Genomic DNA, 20,610 nt, shown 5'->3' with positions numbered 1-20,610 from the left:
AGCGAGGGAATAATCGAGATCACTTTCAATGAAGAGGTAACCGGAAACATCGCACTTCAAACCGAAGATGGGACTGATGTCGGTTGGATCGCAAACGTTGCTGGCACCAAAGGCACGCTTGAGTTTGTTGAAGGTAAAGAACTCACCTACGAAACCGTCTACCTCATCGTTGGTAAAGTCTCCACTACCGATGGCACCGAAACTGAGATCAACATCACCTTTGTAACCAAGGGTGAAGCGTAAATTCAAATCCTACTTTGACTTATGTTGGCGAAACTCCTTGGGGAAACACCCAAGCAAAAACACCATGCCGTCTCAATAAGGAGGAAAAATGATTTCCACATATCTATCCGTTTTTCAAGGCAGACGCGTTTTTCTGAAGACAAAATTTGCTCTTAAAATTGTTGTTTCCTTGCTCTGTCTCAGTATAGCAGGAACACAAGCATCGGCTGAACTGCTGTTTCACGACGACTTTGAAAAGGATAAAATCGGGAGCGAGCCAAGCAAATGGGAAGTCGGACACGACGGCAAAACAACCGCTAAAGTCGTCGCTGACCCCAAAAAAGCAAGTAATAAGGTCTTGTTGACTGCTGACAACCCATCTAACGACTCACGGCACGATGTCGGCGGTTCTATCTATGTTGTCGGCGACGCGGGTTGGAGCGATTACGTCGCTGAATGGGACATGATGTTCCCCGATGATTTCTATATGGGCGTTGTTTTCCGCTTCCAAGATGGTGAGAAGTTCTACTTAAGCGACCGGCGGCAAGGCGGTAGGGAATACCATTTCTATAAACGCCAAGGGAATTGGACAAAGGTCAAAGATGGAATGGTAGAAAACAAACCCGAAGTCTGGTACCGCGCACAACTGATTCTTTCGGGTGATAAATTCACCTTCAAGTTAAAAGAGCGGAAAGATAACAGGTCGTTTGATAAAATAGATCCAGCAACAGAAGGTCAAGACGGCACCTTCAAAACTGGTAAATTCGGTCACTACGGACTCGTCTATATTGATAACATCTTTATTGGGGACTCTGTCGAAGACCTCGTTTTGCCTGTTGAACCGCAGGATAAGTTAAGCACGACCTGGGGAACTATTAAAGCCGCTTATTAATCAGATTCTGCTCTAACTTCCGCTGGCGAGGTTTGCAACCTCGCCTTTTTCAGCCAATAGGGACTAATACTATGTCAACGTATATTGCTCACGGTGGAAAAAACACGGTCATCACAACCCAAGAAAAACGTGCCTTACTGCACGAGGCACTCCTTAAGTTAGGTGGTATCCCGAAGAAGATCTTAGTGATTCCACCGGATATAACCCGACTCCACTCAAACGCTGGTGAACTCACCCAACTTCTCTACGAGTTATGGGATACTGCAAACGGCACCACCTTTGATATATTGCCCGCTATCGGTACGCATGCGCCCATGACCAAAGCACAGATCGCTGAGATGTACGGCGATCTGCCCAAAGCGACATATCACGTCCACAACTGGCGGACGGGACTCTACCATTTCGGCGAAGTGCCGTCCGAGGTCGTGCAGGAGGTATCAGGCGGTAAACTTGATTATAGCATCCCTGTCGCTGTAAATCGCCGTCTTGTAGGGGCTGGGTTACCCAGCCCCTACGAACTTATCATCTCCGTCGGACAAGTAATTCCGCATGAAGTTATCGGTATCGCCAACGGGTTTAAAAATATCCTCGTCGGTGCTGGCGGTGTTGAGATGATTAACAAATCTCATTTCCTCGGTGCCGTAGACGGCATGGAACGCTTGATGGGACGCACCGATACCTCTGTCAGGAGAGTCCTAAATTACGCGCATGCAAACTACCTAAAACAACTCGGTATTCTGTATGTCATGAGCGTCATGGATGCCGATGCTTCTGGAGCGCGCGTGATGCGCGGGCTTTACGTCGGTGACGATGCACAGACCTTTGAAACCGCTGCCGAATTGAGCAGAGCCGTTAATATGACCTTCTTGGACACGCCGCTATCAAAAGTAGTCGTTTACTTGGATCCGAGGGAATTTAAAAGCACATGGCTCGGTAACAAAGCGATCTATCGCACACGCATGGCGATGGCGGACGATGGCGAGTTGCTTATCATCGCGCCGGGGCTACGTGAATTCGGCGAGGACGCTGAAATTGACCGACTTATCCGAAAATATGGCTACCGCGGCACACCCACGACACTCAACGCTGTCTCGGAGAACCCGGAGTTGCGAGAGAACCTCTCCGCCGCTGCGCACTTGATTCACGGTAGCACCGAGGGACGTTTCAAGGTCACTTATGCAACCGAACACCTCACGCAAACCGAAATTGAATCCGTCGGCTACCAGTGGACCCCTGTCAACGAAGTGCTCGCCGAATACAACCTCGAAACACTTGTAGACGGATTTAACGACGGTGGCTTTTTCTACATCAGCGAGCCTGGGCAAGGTTTATGGGCATTACGCTCGCGGTTCAGTCAGTAGATGAACACTTGTAGGAAGCAGGAAAGTATGACAAACCCGCCAGAATCAACTCATATGGATACAACCTCAAAAAAAAAGATGAACCGTGTTATGGACTGCGATGTCTTCGTCTACGGTTCAACACCGGGCGGTTGCGCGGCTGCTATTAAAGCCGCTCGCAGCGGGTGTAAAGTCATCCTTGCCTGTCCACAACAGCATTCTGGCGGGATGATGGCAAGTGGGTTATCAACAACGGACGCTGTACGGCGAGAGATGTTTGGCGGATTGGTCATCGAATTCATTAATGGGGTGCGTGAAGAATACCGGCGAACCATCGGCGAGAATTCCGCCGAATGGAAACGCATTCAAGACGGTTGGTTCTATGAACCATCAGTCGCAGAACGGGTTTTTGATCAACTGCTCGGTGCAGAAGCGGATGCATTGGCGTTTCTTAGAGGACATCATTTGATTAACGCAACCGTACAAGCAAGTCGCGTTACAGCGGTAAAACTGGAAGCCACCGACGAATCACAGGGGCTTGTAACGGCAAAAACCTTTATTGATGGGACCTACGAAGGGGACCTCGCTGCCGCTGCCGATGTGCCCTATCGTGTGGGGCGTGAAGGTATCGAAGAATATGGAGAGTCACGGGCAGGCATACACTACATGAACTGGCGGACAGGAGAGCAGATTCTGACCCCCGATACAGGTGAACCGTCACCCGCTATCCAAGCTTATTGCGCTCGGAGCATCTTTACGACAGATCCTGATAAGATCGTTCCCATCGAAAAACCAGCAACTTATGAACAACATCTACAGGACTTTCTACCCTTACTTGATGACTTCGCAACAGGACGTATCCAAAGATTAGGACTCGGCACGCCGCTTCCGAATAAAAAGTATCAACTAAATGGTTCGATTGACCGGTTGACCAGTCTGAATTGCCCCGGTATCAGTTGGAGCTGGCCAGAGGCACAGCGGCATCATCGGCAACGGCTGGCGCAATTTCACCTCGATCACGCCGCAGGTTACGTCTGGTTCCTTCAAAATGAACCGCGGGTACCAGAAAGCACGCGCCATCTCTGGAAACAAGCAGGACTTCACAAGGACGAGTTCACCGGCAATGGACACTGGCCGTGGCAGATCTACGTTCGTCAAGGTCGGCGCATTGAAGGACGAGCATTGGTAACACAGCATAATTTCACTGTCGATCCGAAAACCGGGCGAACCCCGCAGATCGACCAAGCCATCGCGATTGGTGAACATTCGTTTGACGTTCACCCCTGTCACGATCGACGCTATGCAGTGGACGGTTTTATGGAGGGTGTCCTCTGGTATCCCAAAAAAGCCGAGGGTCCAGCCCAACCCGGTCAAGCCCCTTACGGTGCCATGTTGCCTCGGCATTTGAACAACCTACTCGTACCCGTTGCAATGTCGAGCACCCATGTCGCAATGTCGGTGTTGCGCATGGAGCCACTGTGGATGACAACTGGTCAGATCGCGGGACTTGCGGCAATGCAAGCCATGGATAGTGGTATCGATGTCGCCAACCTTGATCCTAATCCCTTACCGCAAATGTTGGGCATCAAAGTAGATCCATACAGTCGCAATCAATAAATTTTTCGCTGATAGGATCTTCGCTGTAGGAGCGGACTCCCGGTCGCGACTCTTTTTTTAAAATCGGAAACCAACAACCGAAAACTGAATGGCTCTGCCTTTTCCGCTCTTTTTTCTTGACGAAGCATCTCAGAAACGTTAAAATATCCTTGTAATTCAATCACGCCTTGGCGTGTGCCCCTTGTGCAGGAGGGTTCAAGAATCCCGCTGCTTTAGTTAGCAGACGGAGTATGTCAAAGACGAATTTCTCGTGTCCTGTCCCCTTAACCTTCTAACCAATGCAAAATATTCAAGGGTAAAAATATGCTTACAGAACAGGAGTTAGCACAATTTGAAGAAGAAGGCTATCTACTTCTTTCCGGATTAATTCCACAAGAGACTGTCACAAAAGCAAGGGAAACAATGTGGCACATGATGGAAATGGATGCCGATAATCCGAGTTCATGGGAAGATTGCAAACATCCGCCCGCCTCTAAGTTCTACATTCAGAGGACAGGAGCTCGTATCGAACTTTTCGGTGTTACGCATCCAGATCTTTTAGCATGTTGCACACCCGATTATCTCGCTATCCTTAAGCAACTCGCCTCCCAATACCCAGAGATTCCACATTGTGAAAGACAGCGTCCTGATGGTATCTGGGTACTCAATAAATTCCCCGTTTCAGCCGAATGGAAAAGACCGGCACCGCATTTAGATGGCGGTTTCCGAGATTTGCGATTAGATCCCGGGACGTTTCGGGTGACCAGTTTAACCTATCTCACCGATGCGAACGTCCACAGCGGCACGACCATAATATGGCCCGAAGGTCCACAACGCATCCGTGAATTCCGAAAAAACAATCCAAGGTTCTCTAATCATATCCACGATATGGGGGCACAGTTTCAAGAAATGGATTTAGGCGAACCCATAGAGGTTGTTGTCAAACAGGGGGATGTCCTATTCTTCCACCACCTGTTACCACATGCTGGTACAATGAATGTCAGTTCTGCCCCACGTTTTGCGATCCGATATATGTGTTTATGTCTCGCATGCCGAAGATGGGAGAAAAAAGAGGAGTGGAACCTTTGGATGCCTTAAGGCATTCTTGAACGTTACTGCGAAAGTTGTTGTTCAGAGAAATTAGTGTGAACGAGGCAGTAAGAAACCGAAGCAGCTCTAAATTATAGTAAAATCCAAAAATAAGTTTACACTTGTAGCCTAAACTTTTAGTTTGGGTTTCCTTGTAGCATAGGAAACCGTTGGTTCCTGTGGCATATAGCTTCAAAGTTCACACGACGATACGAGTGTATAAGTAATTACAAAATCTACTATAATAAGCAAGGAGGAATTATCATGCGTATATTTTCTTTGAGTTTAACACTTCTACTTGTTGTCGGTATCTACACGGCACAAGCAGTCGATGAAGGGACATTGCTGCTCTATTTACCCTTTGATGATGGTGCGGGGAAAAACCCCAAAGATGCCTCTGGCAATGAAAATAAAGCCAGCATCAACGGTAAGTTGAAATGGGTTAAGGGCAAAATCAACGGTGCCCTTGAATTTGACGGAGACGCAGCGAATTTCGTCGAAGTCGCACATACTGCCGATCTCGAAGGCATGAAACAGTTGACAGTTGAAGCCTGGGTTCAACCTTTCGGAACAGATGCTCTCGCAAGAGGGATCGTCTCCAAACGCGCAGGATGGCAGGCTGGAGATGTTTACAATCTCTTTTCGTGGAACGAGAGTAAGTTCTGGGCGAGGGTTAACGCAAAGAGCGGCGAACAAATTTCATCAACATCCATCTTAGAAAATAAAAAATGGATGCATCTCGCTTACGTCTATGACGGCAAAACAAAGAAGCAGCTGCTTTACGTCAACGGCGAACTCGAAAACGAAGTAGATCATCCTGAAGCTGAAGTTAGCAGTGGTCAAGAACCGTTATGGATTGGCACACTCAATCAAGGGTACTCGCAAACGTGGAACGGTCTCATTGATGAAGTCAGAATCTGGAGCAGTGTCCTAACCGAAGATGAAATCAAATTATCAATGGCTGGAGAACTCCTACCCGTCCAACCTTATGGAAAAGCCACAACAACATGGGGACGAATTAAGGTGAAGACCTACTAACCTTTAGTCTGATTCCGGAACTTGTAGCATAGGCTGTTAGCCTGTGCTTCCGTGAAAACGAACTTTACACATTCACACAACAATACGAATGTATAAGTAATTACGCAGCCCACTATAAACAGAGTACAAGGAGATTACTGATGACCAAGAGATTCATTGAAACCTCATTCCGCCTATTATGCGTCGCTTTAGCAATCACACTCATAGTGCCGCTTGGAGAGGGTACCGCCGTCGAAGAGGGCATGGTACTTTATCTTTCATTCGATGAAGCGGGCGATCCGACCGATGCCTCAGATAATCCGACGGATGTCACAGTGCACGGAACATTAAACAAGGCTGATGATCAGTTCGGCGGACATGCGATAGAATTTGATGGTGACAGTGCAAACTTTATCGAAGTCGCCCATGCCAGCAAACTTGCCGGTATGGAAGCATTGACAATCGCAGCGTGGGCAATGACAACAAACGCTGATGCCCTGGCAAGAGGCATCATTTCCAAACGAGTCGGGTTCAACAATGCCGATGTCTATCAGGTATTCTCATGGAACGATGTAAAGATGTACGCTCGCGTCAATGCCCAGAACAGTGGGGAAACCCAAATGGTTTCCGAGACAGTACTCGAAAGCGATGTGTGGTACCATTTCGTGATCATCTTCGACGGGACTGCACCGGAAGCAGAGCGCGGAAAGATGTACGTCAACGGCACGCTGGAAGGAACGTTTTCTCACCCGGATAGTGCCGTAGGTGACAGTGATGCGCCGTTGTGGATAGGCACTCTGAATGGCGGTTATGCCCAAACTTGGATCGGGCCTATTGATGAACTGAAAGTCTTTGCGCGTGCACTTAGCGAAGACGACATCCTTCAGTTGCTGGATGGACCGACACCGGTCAAGCCGCGTGGAAAATTAGCAACGACTTGGGCGAAACTCAAACATCAGTAAACAACAGCTGTCCCAACATGTCAACGTTGCTGCCGATATGTACGATAACGTGAGTTTGAGAAAAAATCTTGAATCTTGTAGGTTGGGTTGAATGGTGTCTTATCGAAAACCTCGTAGAGAAATTAAACTCCAAGTGCATCATGAACCTGAAATCACCAGCGCGCGAGTGAAACCCAACGTTTCTCTGTAGGATTTTCGACGTTGGGTTTCGCTATCTTTATTTATGTCATGGTGAACCAATAAGCATTCTCTATAAGTTTCGGGTCCTTGGTGATTCCCCGCTCAACCCAACCTACGGGACACCTGCCTTTTTATTATCAAACTCGCGTTACGATATATGAAACCGTATCCTTCTTCCAACGATGTATATCGAATTTGGACAAGAGTTATGGGCACTCCGCTCGCGGTTTGGTAGGAGGGGTTTGTAACCCCGAAGTTTCTATAGAAAGAAGGGAAACAGCATGCGACTCTTCAAAATTATCTGCAACTGGACACCTAAAATATGGCTCCCGTTGGCAATTGTTCTATTGAACCGTGTCCTTAACTTTTTGGAGAGGCAATATATTCTTGCATATTTGGATCTAGATTTATTCACAATCTCTCCTATTATCGTTGGATTTTTCGCTATCGCTGGGGCATTGATCGATTGGACCCTGATAAGCGTTCTCCTCTTTTTTGGGTGTCGGTTACTTTACAATGGAAAAGGTGTTTTCAGAAATTTCTTTAAGGTTATAGGTCTGTGTTATCTCGTTCTATTGGTAGCCACACTAAGCCATTTCATTTTCATTTTAATCAGTTTACCTCCTGATCTCACGACACTCGAATATAACAACACCATAAGCTCACCAGAATCATCAGAAGCGATTACTGAGGCGTTGGCTTCACTCGAACTACCAGTCCAAGTGATTAACATTGCGGGTCACATCTGTTTCGCGCTTATCCTCGTAGCAGTGGTTCAAACTTTTTTTGAAATTAGGTGGGTCCAGGCACTTTGTAACGTATGTCTCTTTTATGCTATCTATTGGATTTTGAACAAAGCTTTGTGGTCCATTTTTTCGCATATTTTTCTCTTTTTTTCCCAACACTTCTTTGGGTTTCCGAGTTGGCAGCCGGGCGACCCGATTCGACCATAACCTAATGTGGTATCAGCATTTCAGGCAATTCAGTGAGACTCTGAATCGTTTCCGCCCATCTGCCGGTCTGTGTGCGGTCCCGGTCAAGTAATATCGGACGAATCCGTACATCTCGCGCCCCGATGATATCCGCCTCGTATGTATCTCCCACATGGACGACTTCTTCCGCCGAAACGCCGACTGCCGCGAGCGCGTAGTTGAAGATATGTGAATCCGGTTTTTCGGAGCGAACGCGGGCATCGTGCGAAGCGACGATGGCATCAAAATACTCGGCGATCCCTAACCGCTCGGTGAGCGGATCCAAGGGTGTATCCCAATTGGAAACAATCGCTAACTTGAAGCCTTCATCTCGGAAACGCTGAAGTGTGGGAACGACATCGTCGTAGAGCGTAGCACTATTCGCAGCAAAGAGGTAGTGTCCAGATTGTAACAACTCCCATGCTATCTGTTCTACATGATTCCCAATGCCGACTTCTCTTATAAATTCACATTCTCGCATCATCACGGTTATCGATGATTCCAGCAGAGAATAATCGGTAGGAGGGGCGGGTGCCGACGTGCTGGCAAAAAGGCGTTCCATCGCTGTTTCACAGCGTTTCCAATTGACCTCAACACCATATCTCTCAGCGATTCTTTCAAGGTTTTCCTTAAGCGAATGCCTATGAAAACACAACGTTTCATAAAAATCAAAGAAAACAGCCCTTACCATAATTCCCCTAAAGCAGCTTCGGCAATTCAGACAAGCTCCGAATCGTCTCCTCCCATCTGTCAACCTGTGTCCCGTCCCGGTCAATGAGTATTGGACGGATGCCAGCGTTTCTTGCACCGATTATATCCGCTTCGTATGTATCCCCTACATGGACGGTTTCTTCTGCCGAAACACCCACTGCCGCGAGTGTATAGTAGAAAATATGCGGATCCGGCTTCGCGGACCGGACGCGTTCATCATGTGAGGAAGTAATCGTGTCAAAATAGTCGGCAATACCCAACCGTTCGGTGAGTGGATCCAACGGTGTATCCCAATTGGAAACAATCGCTAACTTGAAACCCTTGTCTCGCAAATGCTCAAGGGTCGGGACAGTGTCATCGTAGAGCGTAGCAGCGTTGGCAGCAAAAAGGGAGTGCTCAGATTGTAGCAACTCCCATGTTATTTGGTCCAAGTAGTCCCGAACACCGAGTGCTGCCAGAAAATCTCGGTAACTATCAATGATCTGCTGCATCGTCTCCAGAAGGCCATGGGTCATCGGATCTGATCCTGACGCATCCGCGTAGAGATTCCCGCGTGCTGTATCATAGCGTTCCCAATCAATTTCACACGCATACCGGTCCGTGATTTTTTGGAGTCTGGGTCTAAGCGATTGTCCCCAAACCCCCAACGTCTGGTAAAAATCAAAGAAAACTGCTTGGACCATAATTTTATGTTTAGGTGTAGTTAGAAAGCTCCATGAAAAGAATCATGCTGAATTTTTTAGGAGCGAATGTAAATTATTTCGTGAGGTTGAATGACTTGTAACGCTTTCTGCAGCCGGGGCATCAACGGGAGCAGGGCTTCTAATTCATTCCGAGGCGCGACTAACACAACAACAGCGATATCAAAGTGCTTGAGGTTCTGCTGATATTCAATATTTTGATCGGCAGTTACCCAAACATTGAACTCGTTTTCTGCTCGGCGGAGCAACTCTCCGTTTTTCATGCCAGCCCAGCCTTTTTCCTGCACTGTGAAAACGGTATGTCCTGTTAATTCGCGTTTTAGTTTTTTAGGCAAACATTCATCAATGAGAATGTGCATAGGCGTGTGTTAAGAGCATCTCCTTCGCGAGCTCCAATGCTTGGATCGCTTGCTCACGACTGACTGATGGAAAGTCCTCCAAAAATTCATCAAGACTTTCCCCTACCTCTAAATAGTCGATGAGGTTTTTTATTGGAACGCGGGTATTTTTGAACACCGGGGTGCCGCTCATAATCTCGGTATCACACGTAATAAACTCCTCAATTGATAGTGGTGCGCGGTTATCAAATTGCATGTGTCCCTCCTATTCTGAATCTCCTTTCCTATTGCTTTGTATCGTTGGGTCATAGAGATATTATACAACAAGGTATCAGGACTATCAAGGAGAAAAAATTATCAAACATCAAAGCACCCTATCAGAAGGTTACGGCCCCCTCGTTCAACTATAGTGTGTCGGATCAGGGACACCTGCCGCTTTAAAACCTCTCTTTCGGTGTATGCAGCTATCACATTCACCACACGCTCTACCTTCAGCGTCAGGATCGTAGCAACTCAAAGTGAGACTATAATCCACACCGAGCGCCACACCGATTTCGATGATTTCTGCCTTCGTTTTATCCATCAGCGGGGTTTGGATTGTTAATTGGATTTTACCTTCAACACCGGCTTGTGTCGCAAGGTTCGCCATCCTCTGATACGCCTCTATATATTCTGGACGGCAATCTGGATAACCGCTATAATCAATAGCAGTCGCACCGATGAAAATGGTATCGGCAGCAAGGACTTCAGCCCAAGCGAGGGCATAGGAGAGAAAAATCGTGTTTCGGGCAGGGACGTAGGTTATCGGTATGCTATCCCCCATTTCTGTATCAGAACGGTTTTTGGGAACAGCGATGTCTGCTGTCAACGCCGATGCCCCGAAGGTCCGCAAATCAATGTCAACAATCGTGTGTTGTTTCACGTCTAACGCAGTCGCGACATCCGCTGCACACCGGAGCTCTACCGTGTGCCGTTGACCGTACCGAAAACTCATTGCGTAGGTCTCGTAACCTTCAGCGCAGGCGATGGCGAGTGTTGTTGTTGAATCTAAGCCGCCACTTAGTAAGACAACCGCTTTTTTTGACACTGATTTCCTTCCAAAAAGAAGCGGAAAGTTTGCAAGTGTTCTAAAGTTTTCAAGTTATATTTGATGCCACAACCTAACTTTAGTTCGCTTTAGCTACACTTCGCAACTTTCCACTTTTAATTTTTCCTACGCCGCTTCAAACTCTAATTTCGCGAAACGGAGGAAGATACCGCCACCTGGTCTGGCGAGGGGGCCGTTAATCGCCAAGCATGCAATAACATGTTCCGCACCCGGCTCCGCGCTCTCAGTAACAACGACGCGTTGTGGCGTATTGAAACCGGAGGCAGCACCGCGTCCCGACTCCCCGAAGGCCAGGTCAATTTCGCCATCGACCCAAACCTCACCGTAGTCGTCAATACACGTGTGGAACCACACCTTTGAACCAGCGATCGAAACCCCATCAACTTCTTCAGGAAGTGTCACGGTAATCCGATACCAACCGAAGCAGAGTCCCGATAAGATGACTTCTTGGATATTCTCACAAACAGGCCACCCTGAATCGTCATAATCAGCGAGGCGGGCAGACACTTCTTCCAACCGATCGACCAAGCCACCGTTCGGTTCACCCGGGACAAGTCCCTCGCCAAAACGCCACTCGGAATTGGTAAGTTCACGATGTTCTGCATTTTCTAAATCAAGTTCTGTAATAGCCATTATGCATTCCTTCGTTTTGTAGTCGCGGCTTTCAACCGCGGTTTTTAGGGTACAGTGCACATTTATACAAGCACACCTGCAATTGATAAAATTAAGTACTAATCTTCGTCAATAGGGAACAAATCAAACGAAAACGAACAAAGATCCAGTAGATAATAAAGTGTATTGATGTATCAGCAACCTCTTGACTGATAACTCTCACTGCGAGGCAAACTGACAACCGATAACTCTTAGTAGGAAGACCAAAGTCTGTAGGCAATAACCGTTGAGAGAATCAAAGAAATTCCTGCGACAATAAATGGCACTTGAACAGAGATATCAACCAGAAAGCCACTTGCGACGTAGCCGAGAAGAAATCCGCTACTCCATGCCAAGTGCGTGAGACCGACACCATGCCCTTTCTCATGAGGCTCGGTAAATTCATTGATAAACCTCGGAATCGTTGTCGAAAGTGCCCACGCTGCCCCTGCACCGAGTATCCCGAAAACCTCCAGCGCGACTAATGAATCATGAAAGAACGCCACACCAAAAGCGAGAAATGTAACAATTGCATTCGCCACAAGCGCAGGCGTGCGATGTCCAATCCTATCGCATATCCTGCCAGTCGCCAATTGGCATCCGAAAGCGAACAGTAGACTGATTGCCCCGTAATAACCTGTCGCCTTCACGCCAGCGATCCGCGCGATCAAGACTGGCATGAGCAGGTTCACGGAACCCCAATAGTAGGTTGGAAAAACACGCAAACCGATCAGCATCCGCATTTTCCGCCGCCGACTCAGGTCCAGATATGCTTCGATATTAAGCGTTGATTTCCATATCCCATCCCGTCTCCGTCGGCCGCCAGAAGCCCGATGCGTCAAACGCGGCAAAAAGAGGCACGCGCCCACAAAGAGTATACCCGCTAAAACGACCGCACCAATCCCAAAAACACTATAGTTGATACGGTCAATGACTTCTCCTGCGATAGCACTACCGACTGCACTCCCAACAGTGCTACTGATAAAGTAGAGTCCTGTTGCCCATCCGAGTCGATCCGACGGCACGGCACTGATGAGATAGGTTTGCCCACCCGCAGTTTTGAACCCAGAAGCAATACCTTCATAGCAGAGAATACCCCAAAGGAACAAAGGTATTTCTGTCGTGAAAAGTGCGCCTACTACCACTGCGCCTGTCATACCAACCAGCACGGTCGGTTTCCGTCCAAACCGGTCGCTGAGCGTTCCGCCAATCAATGCTGAGATGCCGCCGAGTCCAATAGGTAGCGCGCGTAACAACGCCGCAAACAGCGCACTCTTTCCTAAAACCGATTCCGCATAGACCGGAAATAGCATCTGCACCGGTCCTGTCACCAAACCGAAAACAAATACAATAGCGCAAAGAAGGATAAACCCGAGGTTCCACATCTTCAAAGTAGCCGTCAGCAGTCAGCCATCAGAAAGAGAGTCTCTTTACCGACAACCGACGGCTGAAAGCCGATAGCCATTAAGAAAAATACCGTATCAGACTGTCTGTGATATTTGGTGCGGCGGTACCGAGTCCACATGCGCTCGTTGCTTTCATGACCGCTCCAATCTCCGAGATGAGTGTTTCTGAATTCCGATTCAACGGCGCGGACAAAAGTTCTGTTAGCCGCTGTGTACCGATACGACAGGGAAAACATTTCCCGCAAGATTCCTCAGCAAAAAATTCCATTGCATTGCGGGCAACATCAAGCATATTTCGCGTGTCGTCAAAAACCATGATTCCCGCGGCACCAAGCATCGCACCCACCTTTTGGAAACTCGGTTCATCTATAGTAATATCTAAGTCATCTCCAGCGATAAACCCACCAGATAACCCTGCCGTTGTAATTGCTTGAATTTCGCGCCCTTCTGGAGCACCACCCGCCCACTCGTAGAGAAGCGTTTTAAATGGAAGTCCGAACGGGACCTCGTAATTCCCCGGTCTCTGGATGTCACCGGAGAGGCTAATAATCTTTGTGCCTGCTAAATTTTCGTCGTAACTGAGGTTCTTATACCATGCTGCCCCATGGCGCAAGATCTGTACAGCGGCAGCGAGTGTCTCCACATTGTTCACAGCGGTGGGTAAGTTCTCAAACCCATGTGTCACAGGATAAGGCGGACGATTCCTCGGAAACGGATGTTTCCCCTCAAGGCTATTCAATAACGATCCTTCCTCGCCACAGACATAAGCACCCGCACCGCGTCGAATGTAGATATGGAAATTGAAACCTTCACCCCCATGCTTATTTCCAAAGATAGCATCGCCAAGTAATCCTGCTGCCTCTGCCTCTGCAAGTGCCTGTTCGAGTATTTTTAAGGTCTCTGGATACTCATATCGGAGATAGATAAAGCCACGTGTCGCCCCCGTCGCGTAGGCGGCGAGTGTCATCCCTTCAATCACAGCGTGCGGCGCATAATCAAGAATAACCCGATCTTTGAAACAGCCCGGTTCACCCTCATCCGCGTTGCAGACGACGGTTTTCGGTTGACCCGGCGCATTCAAAACCGATTCCCATTTCATGCCTGTTGGAAATCCTGCACCACCCCTACCTGAAAGTTGACTCTCCTTGAGCACTTCAATCACATCTGCTGGTGTGAGCGTTGTTACCGCCCGCGTCAACGCTTCATAGCCACCAGTGCGTCGGTAACCTGATAGTGTATTGCGTTCGGGTTCGCGAATTTCGGCGAAGACACATTCTTCGCCATCACCGGGATATGGCGGGGGTAGAGGGGAGGGTTGTACAGAAAGGGTCTCTGCTTGCTTTCCAACGAATACTTCATGTCCTTTCAGTACGGGTACACAATCGTCGCACCTTCCAGCACACGGCATCTCGGTGGCACCCTCACCTTTGAGTGCCTCAAGAATTTCCAGTCCGCCTTGTAACCGGCAAACAGGTCCCGTACAGACGCGCGGTGCGTCCTGTCCTGGAGCCTCACGCGCAAAATGGTGATAAAACGTTACAGTGCCAAAAAGTTCGGCGAGCGGGATCCGAAGTCCGACTGCGATGTCGCGAAGGACTGCCTCTGAAATAAACCCGTCTCGGTCGTGGAAGGCGTGTAGCAATGACAGCAATGGGGCGGGTTCATCGCGCCACTGGGCAATCACTTCTCGATTCGTCGGGGCTGCCATCTATCTCTCCAATACGGCAAACAAAGAATAATTTCTTTCTGCATCTTATCAATTCTCCAACTTCACGTCAACGCTTTTCTGAAATTTTGCTGCGTAGATCGCTTATTCTGGCACGTCCACTTTAAACGGATCTATGAGTTCATTTAACGCCTTCCGCTGTCCATGGTCGCGACTTTCAAGTTCGTGGAGAGCCTCTGGAATTTCGTCCTTATGTGCATCAAATGGAAGCCACCGAGACGAATCAACATGATGAAACTGTTTCGCATAGACCCAACGTAAGAACACCGTCATCCGCGGATAGGCTTCATGGGTCCAGCGTCGTCCAGCGTGCCGCAGGTTCGGCAGAAACACGATGAAGTCGCCAGCGTTTACGGGGACATTGTGAACTGTCGGCGGCGGATCGTCCATCGTGATGTGTTCAGGATATTGGAAGTTGGATTTGTGGCTTCCCGGAATACAGGCAAACCCGTTGCCGGGTGGCACATCCACTAACGAAACGGAGAGATTAAAGAAACTCGCGAAGATCTCATCGTTGGCGACTTGGTATTGGTGGTGCGGACTTCTAAACCAGCCTTTATGACCACCGTGCAGTTCCAAGCCGTCCGCATTGGGATAGCAGATATTCGCCACGACATCAAAAACGCGTGGATGGTTCCATGTCAACGCAGTCACAACCCGTAATATCTCTGGGTTCAAAATAAGTCTTTGGAACGCCTCATGCCCGTAGTGCATGTTATAGACCCACCACGGTTTTCCCTCCGGTGTGTTGATTCGCATAGGGTGCTTGAAATCCGCCTCATCCCATTCGGACCACGCAAACATCTGTGCCTTCATCAATTCGACATCCGCCTTCGGTACGGCGTTTCGGACCACAAAATAACCGAGTAGATCGAAACACCATTTTTCTTCCTGTGTTAGCATAGTGCCTCTCCCCTTTCCATCTTTTCAAGGATCCGTTTGGCAAACCCCTTTTCGCCCCGTTGGACGGATTCCAATTCGTATTGATCGTCAGAAATGCAGTGTCGGTGTGCTTCTATAGGGAGGTTATAGTTCTCATTGAAGTAGAAACTGAATTGATACCGATTGAAAACGACGCGACGCGGATAATCTTCTTTCCAAAACTTTGCGCCGTGCATCAATCGTGATGAAAAAATAAGGCAATCCCCTGCTTTCAACTCAAACGTAATTGCAGGTGCCAACTCGTTATCAATATCAAGCGTCGCAGGTAGTTTAATCTGCGATTTATGTGTGCCGGGGATGCACATGAAACCGTTATCCTGTGGCACATCAACGAGCGTTATGGCGGTGTTGACATAATTGCTGTAGATTTGACCATTACCGGCTTGGTAGTCATTGTGCGGGTTATAAAATCCATCTGGAAAGTCAAAACCGCTTGTGTCGCGGTGAAGCCTCTCCTTTTCGTCTTCAGCAATAGGACGTTGCTTCTGCAAGACGAGCGCGCAATTGAAGAGTCTCGGACGGTTCCACATCAAGCCCATTACAATCCGTAAGGCTTTCTCGTTGAGCGATAACCGCTCGAAAATCCGATCACCGTACTGAACATTGTTTAGCACGCCACTATATTCGCTTTGAGTGACGTTTACAGGTTCAGGCACGACTTCAGGGTGTGCAAACCATCCATTTGCAATCTCAAGCATTTGTTCTACTTCTGCTGGCGACACCACCTGCCGAAGCAGTAAATAGCCAAACAGATCATAGTGCCATTTCTCTTCTTCTGTTAGCGTAGATGGAAGATCGATCGCACTGTCTTCACCGCGAATTAGCATACTTTCTCCTACTTCTCTAATTCAAAGCCATATTTTTAAAAATGAAAGGTTATATTGGCATTTTCCCCACCTGATGTGGCCGCAGTGGAAATCCTCGATTCAGCGACAACTTTATCTTTAACTGTATCAACGAGCTCACATTGGAAGCCGAGCTCGCCATCAGTGTCATGCGAAAATTCGCCGCGCAAAAGGTAGATCCCCCCGGCTTTCACATCCGCAGACAATGTTGACAGAATTTGCCTGTCTCTCAGCTTATGCTCATGAAAAGCTTCGTATATAACCGCGAGTGACATGTTGTGTTTTCCAGGGACAACCAAAACCTCGTCAATGGCGAGATCTTTGCCCAACTCGATTTTCTCACTTAGGGCTAATCTATCATCAATTCGCAACACGATAAGGTCAGGCCGTTGTATCCATTCACCCCCCGTATCAATTTTGATAGTGGCGAGTTCAGACCTTGGCAATTGTGGTGCTTCATACGGACCCTCTCGCACCAAAATCGTGCCGCAACCCACAAGTGGCAGAGACAGGAGTATACCTACGAGTAAAACAGGAATGTCCAATTTCAGTTTCATCTGTTGACATCCGGTGCTATTAACATAGCGGTGTATCCACTTATAGTGTTTCATTTTTCTTCTAAACCTTTCTGGACATACTGTCTCGTTAAATTACATAATCTATTACAAACTGCCTAAGTGCTGTTTTCACTTCATCGGGCTTTTCTACCCAAGGATAGTGTCCTGATTCAGGAATCGGCACAAACGTACTACGCGGTAGTTTAGCGGCGAGCGTCTCTATAAAGTGATAAGGACGAGGATCGCAGGCACCATGAAGAAAAAGAGTAGGCATAGATAGATTGTAAACGGATTGCTGAAAATCTGAATCTGTGGTGTAACTTTTCCAGTCCGCGCCAACTTTTTCGTTCACTTCATGGCTCACAGGATATTCATCAAAACTTGGAAGATCGTTAACTCGATTTGGGTCAAATACATCCGTTTTATTACTTAAAGCGCGAAGCCTGTCTAATATCCGCTCCTCATCAGCCCCTTCAGCATGTTCTCTCTGTGAACGCAGACGTTGATATTCTTCACGCTCTGATTCACGCAGCACATTCAACCGATTTTCGCGATATTCGTCGTGCCATCGCGGATCAATACCTGTGCCTGCAATGTGAAGAACAGCTATCGTCCGCGCTGGAAACCTGACTGCATAAGCCAAAGCAAGTCCGGCCCCCCACGAATGCCCCCCAACGATCCAACGTTCAAAGTTGAAATGTTTTCTCAACCCTTCTAAATCATCGAGAAATGTGGATACATCGTAGGGACCCACCGGTTGTGAACGTCCACTTCCACGTTGGTCGTATCGGACGACTTGACATAAGTCAAAAACCATATCGGCGACGGGTCCGAGATAGTCATAACCACCGGGCCCGCCGTGGCAAAGCACCATCGGTATTCCTTTGCCTTGAACGGCTGTCCAAAGCCGAACACCATTAATCTGAAGTATACCTTCTTGGGACATCCCCACCCTTTCTAATATTTAACCGTAGCGAAATCGATTTATAGGGTTTAACAGCACTCAAGTTTCAAATTCATAATTCCAATTGAATTCGGTGTAACTATACTACTTGACCGCATCCTTGTCAACTGAAATCTATGGTATCGTCAAGAACATTATGCTAATTATCCAAGGCTCCATTAAGTAAAGACATTTCTTGATTTTTTTCTCGAAATATTTTACTATTTTAGCAATTAATTATGGTAACTCGTAGGTTGGGTTGAACGGAACATCAAAAAGCGAACGTATTTGGCACAGAAGCGGTGGATTTCCAGAATGCTTGAAGTCTCAGAGATTCGAGTGAAACCCAACATTTATCCCACTCGCTTAGTAAAAATGGAGATGAATTATGAAAAGAAAATGGGCTATACTCGCTTGCCTTTTAACCCTTGCCCTCCTGTCAGGATGTGGAATACCCCTCCATCCTGAAGACCCAACAGAAGGCCACACAGCAGACTACAAAGTAGGGTATCTGGACGGCTTTGAAGAAGCGGCCAATTCCAGTGAAGCGTTGGCTGCCGGAATGAGGGGAGATTTGTTCAACACACCATCAAAACTATCCGACGCTGTGTTGAAGAAAATTCAGGATCAACCTCTCGAATACCAAAACGGCTTCACAGCGGGTTGGAAGGCTCGTGTCGAATCTGATACTATGATGTTCTACTATATCTATGAAGATTTGGATATATAAAGATTAAATCTTATCACTCGGCTATTATAATGAAAGTAGATCCACAACAACTCATTGATGACGGCTACATCGTGCTGCGACAGGTTGTTCCGCCTAATCAGCTGGAAGCGTTAAGGTCAAATTTTGAAATCCTCGTCGAGAAACAAAAAGTTGTCTGGGAAAGAGAACGGAAACCAGACGAAAAACCGGGCGGCGTTTGGACAACGAGCGCGCAACCGAGGGTATTTTTCGATGAAGTCGTTGACGCAGCAACTGCCAATACGGTCGAATTCTGCCTACATGAGAACACACTCGGTGTGAGCCAGCAACTCATGAGAGCACCCGACGCGGCGATCACACTGATGGCATTGATGTGTAATCCGGTGCAAGATCACGGTCCCGCCAGTTGGCATCGTGATATTGATCCCACGGGACAGGCACCGCTCAAGGGCATGCAGATGGATTATGTTAAAAACGGTCCAGGATATGTCCAATGGAACATCCCACTTTACGACGATAGCGTGTTTTGGCTCGTGCCGAAAAGTTATTGTCGTCCGAACACACCAGAGGAACACCAATACCTATTGACACGTGCCCAAGAACCGATGCCGGGTGGAATTCCAATCGAACTCTCAGCAGGCGATGGGGTTGTCTATAGTCACATGGGTTTGCATTGGGGTAGCAACTATAGCACAAAATTGCGCCGGACTGTTCACCTTGGATATCGTGCCTTCGGTGGGGATTCGTATCCAATTGTCGATCATTTTTATTGGAATCTGGAATTCACACAGCACCTTCCTTCGGCAGCTCGCGCCCAATTTGAACATTTCTTCCGACTCCACCAGCAGCAATCCGATGTGATTGAGGCAACCTTTCACGCCATTCGTAACAAGGATGCTGACGGTTTTTGGAACGGATTGACGAAGCTGCACCCGGGTGAGGAGGAACGCATGGTCGCAGTCGTATTCCTTTCAAAGTTAGCAGATAAGGTCCGTAAACTCAAAGACCCTGAAGTCAGCAAACTTCCAATTGAAGCGCGCATCGGGGAAATTTCCGCACATCGACTCAACTTCCATCTTTATGAGGATTTCGCACGCCGTTTTTCCGCCGAAGCTGCCGAAAGCATCTGGAAACGGTTCTCAACGCTATACGAAAAAATAGAAGCAGAGATCGCTCAATCTGTCCCCGACAGAACATCTCGTGTGATGCGCTATCAACTGACCGACATGCCAGCAAATTTCGAGGTGGAAGACTTCATTCAGAGCTGGTAGAAATGTAGAACAACAAAAAGAATAGGAGTGAACCATTGGCACAAAATCAAAGTGTAATCATCAAAATTGAGGCGGGTTCGGTCAAGCGGCAGAATGACCTCGTCCGCTTGCCTTTCAAGCCGAAATGTTACTTTCCCGATTGGCAAGAAGGGACTTCAGGGCTTGAGATGGCAATAATTGAAGCAGACGGTCATATCTCCGACGAGGAGGTCCCATGTCAATTCGAGCCGACGCTACGTGAACTTGCCTGGCAGACAGGCGAACTTCCAGCGGGAATATCAGCACATTACGCGATCCGACAGATCAATAAGCTGCCACCCATAGCCCGTTATCACATCGAACAGAAACCCGCGCATCTGCTCATTTCTGCCGGTGACTCGTTATTTGCACGATACAACTTTCTCGGTGTCTGGAAGCCTTACTTTTGGCCCCT

23 protein-coding genes are annotated in these 20,610 nt (G+C 47.9%); 11 read left to right on the top strand and 12 right to left on the bottom strand.

What is annotated here, in order from left to right; genetic code table 11:
* The 8 genes from OXH00_23765 to OXH00_23730 all read left to right on the top strand — a co-directional run.
* On the top strand, window positions 1-243 hold a 243-nt coding region (locus tag OXH00_23765; GenBank protein ID MCY3744041.1), incomplete at its 5' end, for a hypothetical protein.
* A gap of 88 nt (window positions 244-331) precedes the next feature.
* Window positions 332-1,114 (top strand): hypothetical protein, encoded by a 783-nt coding sequence (locus OXH00_23760; GenBank protein MCY3744040.1) that lies wholly within the window; start codon window positions 332-334, stop codon window positions 1,112-1,114.
* Window positions 1,115-1,185: 71 nt separating this feature from the next.
* The gene (locus tag OXH00_23755) at window positions 1,186-2,475 is read left to right on the top strand and encodes a lactate racemase domain-containing protein (protein MCY3744039.1); all 1,290 of its coding nucleotides are present in this window, start codon (window positions 1,186-1,188) and stop codon (window positions 2,473-2,475) included.
* 27 nt (window positions 2,476-2,502) lie between these two features.
* On the top strand, window positions 2,503-4,071 hold the full coding sequence (locus OXH00_23750) for an FAD-dependent oxidoreductase (GenBank protein MCY3744038.1): 1,569 nt from the start codon (window positions 2,503-2,505) through the stop codon (window positions 4,069-4,071).
* A gap of 303 nt (window positions 4,072-4,374) precedes the next feature.
* The gene (locus tag OXH00_23745) at window positions 4,375-5,148 is read left to right on the top strand and encodes a phytanoyl-CoA dioxygenase family protein (GenBank protein ID MCY3744037.1); all 774 of its coding nucleotides are present in this window, start codon (window positions 4,375-4,377) and stop codon (window positions 5,146-5,148) included.
* A 255-nt stretch (window positions 5,149-5,403) separates the two neighbouring features.
* Window positions 5,404-6,177: a LamG domain-containing protein gene (locus tag OXH00_23740; protein ID MCY3744036.1), complete on the top strand. Its 774-nt coding sequence runs from the start codon at window positions 5,404-5,406 to the stop codon at window positions 6,175-6,177.
* A gap of 140 nt (window positions 6,178-6,317) precedes the next feature.
* Window positions 6,318-7,118 carry a LamG domain-containing protein gene (locus OXH00_23735; protein ID MCY3744035.1) on the top strand — a complete coding sequence of 267 codons (801 nt, stop codon included), beginning with the start codon at window positions 6,318-6,320 and terminating at the stop codon, window positions 7,116-7,118.
* A gap of 461 nt (window positions 7,119-7,579) precedes the next feature.
* Complete coding sequence (locus OXH00_23730) at window positions 7,580-8,251, top strand: hypothetical protein (GenBank protein ID MCY3744034.1); 672 nt, start codon at window positions 7,580-7,582, stop codon at window positions 8,249-8,251.
* 1 nt (window position 8,252) lies between these two features.
* Here OXH00_23730 and OXH00_23725 read toward each other — a convergent pair whose 3' ends face one another.
* From OXH00_23725 to OXH00_23670, 12 genes are all read right to left on the bottom strand, one after another.
* Entirely contained in the window at window positions 8,253-8,960 is a 708-nt protein-coding gene (locus OXH00_23725) for an HAD-IA family hydrolase (protein ID MCY3744033.1), read from the bottom strand.
* 7 nt (window positions 8,961-8,967) lie between these two features.
* Complete coding sequence (locus OXH00_23720; protein MCY3744032.1) at window positions 8,968-9,663, bottom strand: HAD family hydrolase; 696 nt, start codon at window positions 9,661-9,663, stop codon at window positions 8,968-8,970.
* A 56-nt stretch (window positions 9,664-9,719) separates the two neighbouring features.
* Complete coding sequence (locus OXH00_23715; protein ID MCY3744031.1) at window positions 9,720-10,040, bottom strand: DUF5615 family PIN-like protein; 321 nt, start codon at window positions 10,038-10,040, stop codon at window positions 9,720-9,722.
* The gene (locus OXH00_23710) at window positions 10,024-10,275 is read right to left on the bottom strand and encodes a DUF433 domain-containing protein (protein ID MCY3744030.1); all 252 of its coding nucleotides are present in this window, start codon (window positions 10,273-10,275) and stop codon (window positions 10,024-10,026) included. The genes OXH00_23715 and OXH00_23710 overlap by 17 nt, the downstream gene beginning before the upstream one ends.
* Window positions 10,276-10,419: 144 nt before the next feature.
* Window positions 10,420-11,106: a 7-cyano-7-deazaguanine synthase QueC gene (queC, locus tag OXH00_23705; GenBank protein MCY3744029.1), complete on the bottom strand. Its 687-nt coding sequence runs from the start codon at window positions 11,104-11,106 to the stop codon at window positions 10,420-10,422.
* A 126-nt stretch (window positions 11,107-11,232) separates the two neighbouring features.
* Window positions 11,233-11,760 (bottom strand): hypothetical protein, encoded by a 528-nt coding sequence (locus OXH00_23700; GenBank protein ID MCY3744028.1) that lies wholly within the window; start codon window positions 11,758-11,760, stop codon window positions 11,233-11,235.
* Window positions 11,761-11,990: 230 nt separating this feature from the next.
* Complete coding sequence (locus tag OXH00_23695) at window positions 11,991-13,163, bottom strand: MFS transporter (protein MCY3744027.1); 1,173 nt, start codon at window positions 13,161-13,163, stop codon at window positions 11,991-11,993.
* A 79-nt stretch (window positions 13,164-13,242) separates the two neighbouring features.
* Entirely contained in the window at window positions 13,243-14,892 is a 1,650-nt protein-coding gene (locus OXH00_23690; protein MCY3744026.1) for an NAD(P)H-dependent oxidoreductase subunit E, read from the bottom strand.
* A gap of 102 nt (window positions 14,893-14,994) precedes the next feature.
* Window positions 14,995-15,813, bottom strand: coding sequence for a phytanoyl-CoA dioxygenase family protein (locus OXH00_23685; protein MCY3744025.1), 819 nt, complete (start codon window positions 15,811-15,813; stop codon window positions 14,995-14,997).
* On the bottom strand, window positions 15,807-16,679 hold the full coding sequence (locus OXH00_23680; GenBank protein MCY3744024.1) for a phytanoyl-CoA dioxygenase family protein: 873 nt from the start codon (window positions 16,677-16,679) through the stop codon (window positions 15,807-15,809). The genes OXH00_23685 and OXH00_23680 overlap by 7 nt, the downstream gene beginning before the upstream one ends.
* Window positions 16,680-16,714: 35 nt before the next feature.
* Window positions 16,715-17,308, bottom strand: a complete 594-nt coding sequence (locus OXH00_23675; protein ID MCY3744023.1) for a hypothetical protein — start codon at window positions 17,306-17,308, stop codon at window positions 16,715-16,717.
* Between the two features lie 34 nt (window positions 17,309-17,342).
* Window positions 17,343-18,200, bottom strand: a complete 858-nt coding sequence (locus OXH00_23670; protein ID MCY3744022.1) for an alpha/beta hydrolase — start codon at window positions 18,198-18,200, stop codon at window positions 17,343-17,345.
* A 385-nt stretch (window positions 18,201-18,585) separates the two neighbouring features.
* On the opposite strand from OXH00_23670, the gene OXH00_23665 reads away from it, so the two are divergent.
* The 3 genes from OXH00_23665 to OXH00_23655 form a co-directional block, all read left to right on the top strand.
* Window positions 18,586-18,927 (top strand): hypothetical protein, encoded by a 342-nt coding sequence (locus OXH00_23665; protein MCY3744021.1) that lies wholly within the window; start codon window positions 18,586-18,588, stop codon window positions 18,925-18,927.
* Between the two features lie 29 nt (window positions 18,928-18,956).
* Window positions 18,957-20,177, top strand: coding sequence for a hypothetical protein (locus OXH00_23660; GenBank protein MCY3744020.1), 1,221 nt, complete (start codon window positions 18,957-18,959; stop codon window positions 20,175-20,177).
* A 35-nt stretch (window positions 20,178-20,212) separates the two neighbouring features.
* Window positions 20,213-20,610, top strand: a 398-nt coding sequence (locus OXH00_23655) for a hypothetical protein (GenBank protein MCY3744019.1), incomplete at its 3' end; no start/stop codon positions are given.

The sequence above is a fragment of the Candidatus Poribacteria bacterium genome (genome assembly GCA_026706025.1).
In the GTDB taxonomy this organism is placed as follows: Bacteria; Poribacteria; WGA-4E; order WGA-4E; family WGA-3G; genus WGA-3G.
The sequence above is the reverse complement of the archived record's forward strand: the minus strand, read 5'-3'. Positions and strand labels throughout refer to the sequence as shown.

Coding starts and splice junctions, on each gene's coding strand:
- OXH00_23670 (MCY3744022.1), bottom strand. CDS start 18,200: ATGTCCCAAGAAGGTATACTTCAGATTAATGGTGTTCGGCTTTGGACA.
- OXH00_23755 (MCY3744039.1), top strand. CDS start 1,186: ATGTCAACGTATATTGCTCACGGTGGAAAAAACACGGTCATCACAACC.
- OXH00_23710 (MCY3744030.1), bottom strand. CDS start 10,275: ATGCAATTTGATAACCGCGCACCACTATCAATTGAGGAGTTTATTACG.
- OXH00_23715 (MCY3744031.1), bottom strand. CDS start 10,040: ATGCACATTCTCATTGATGAATGTTTGCCTAAAAAACTAAAACGCGAA.
- OXH00_23740 (MCY3744036.1), top strand. CDS start 5,404: ATGCGTATATTTTCTTTGAGTTTAACACTTCTACTTGTTGTCGGTATC.
- OXH00_23720 (MCY3744032.1), bottom strand. CDS start 9,663: ATGGTCCAAGCAGTTTTCTTTGATTTTTACCAGACGTTGGGGGTTTGG.
- OXH00_23685 (MCY3744025.1), bottom strand. CDS start 15,813: ATGCTAACACAGGAAGAAAAATGGTGTTTCGATCTACTCGGTTATTTT.
- OXH00_23675 (MCY3744023.1), bottom strand. CDS start 17,308: ATGAAACACTATAAGTGGATACACCGCTATGTTAATAGCACCGGATGT.
- OXH00_23745 (MCY3744037.1), top strand. CDS start 4,375: ATGCTTACAGAACAGGAGTTAGCACAATTTGAAGAAGAAGGCTATCTA.
- OXH00_23750 (MCY3744038.1), top strand. CDS start 2,503: ATGACAAACCCGCCAGAATCAACTCATATGGATACAACCTCAAAAAAA.
- OXH00_23730 (MCY3744034.1), top strand. CDS start 7,580: ATGCGACTCTTCAAAATTATCTGCAACTGGACACCTAAAATATGGCTC.
- OXH00_23735 (MCY3744035.1), top strand. CDS start 6,318: ATGACCAAGAGATTCATTGAAACCTCATTCCGCCTATTATGCGTCGCT.
- OXH00_23680 (MCY3744024.1), bottom strand. CDS start 16,679: ATGCTAATTCGCGGTGAAGACAGTGCGATCGATCTTCCATCTACGCTA.
- OXH00_23725 (MCY3744033.1), bottom strand. CDS start 8,960: ATGGTAAGGGCTGTTTTCTTTGATTTTTATGAAACGTTGTGTTTTCAT.
- OXH00_23660 (MCY3744020.1), top strand. CDS start 18,957: ATGAAAGTAGATCCACAACAACTCATTGATGACGGCTACATCGTGCTG.
- OXH00_23690 (MCY3744026.1), bottom strand. CDS start 14,892: ATGGCAGCCCCGACGAATCGAGAAGTGATTGCCCAGTGGCGCGATGAA.
- OXH00_23665 (MCY3744021.1), top strand. CDS start 18,586: ATGAAAAGAAAATGGGCTATACTCGCTTGCCTTTTAACCCTTGCCCTC.
- OXH00_23695 (MCY3744027.1), bottom strand. CDS start 13,163: ATGTGGAACCTCGGGTTTATCCTTCTTTGCGCTATTGTATTTGTTTTC.
- OXH00_23760 (MCY3744040.1), top strand. CDS start 332: ATGATTTCCACATATCTATCCGTTTTTCAAGGCAGACGCGTTTTTCTG.
- OXH00_23700 (MCY3744028.1), bottom strand. CDS start 11,760: ATGGCTATTACAGAACTTGATTTAGAAAATGCAGAACATCGTGAACTT.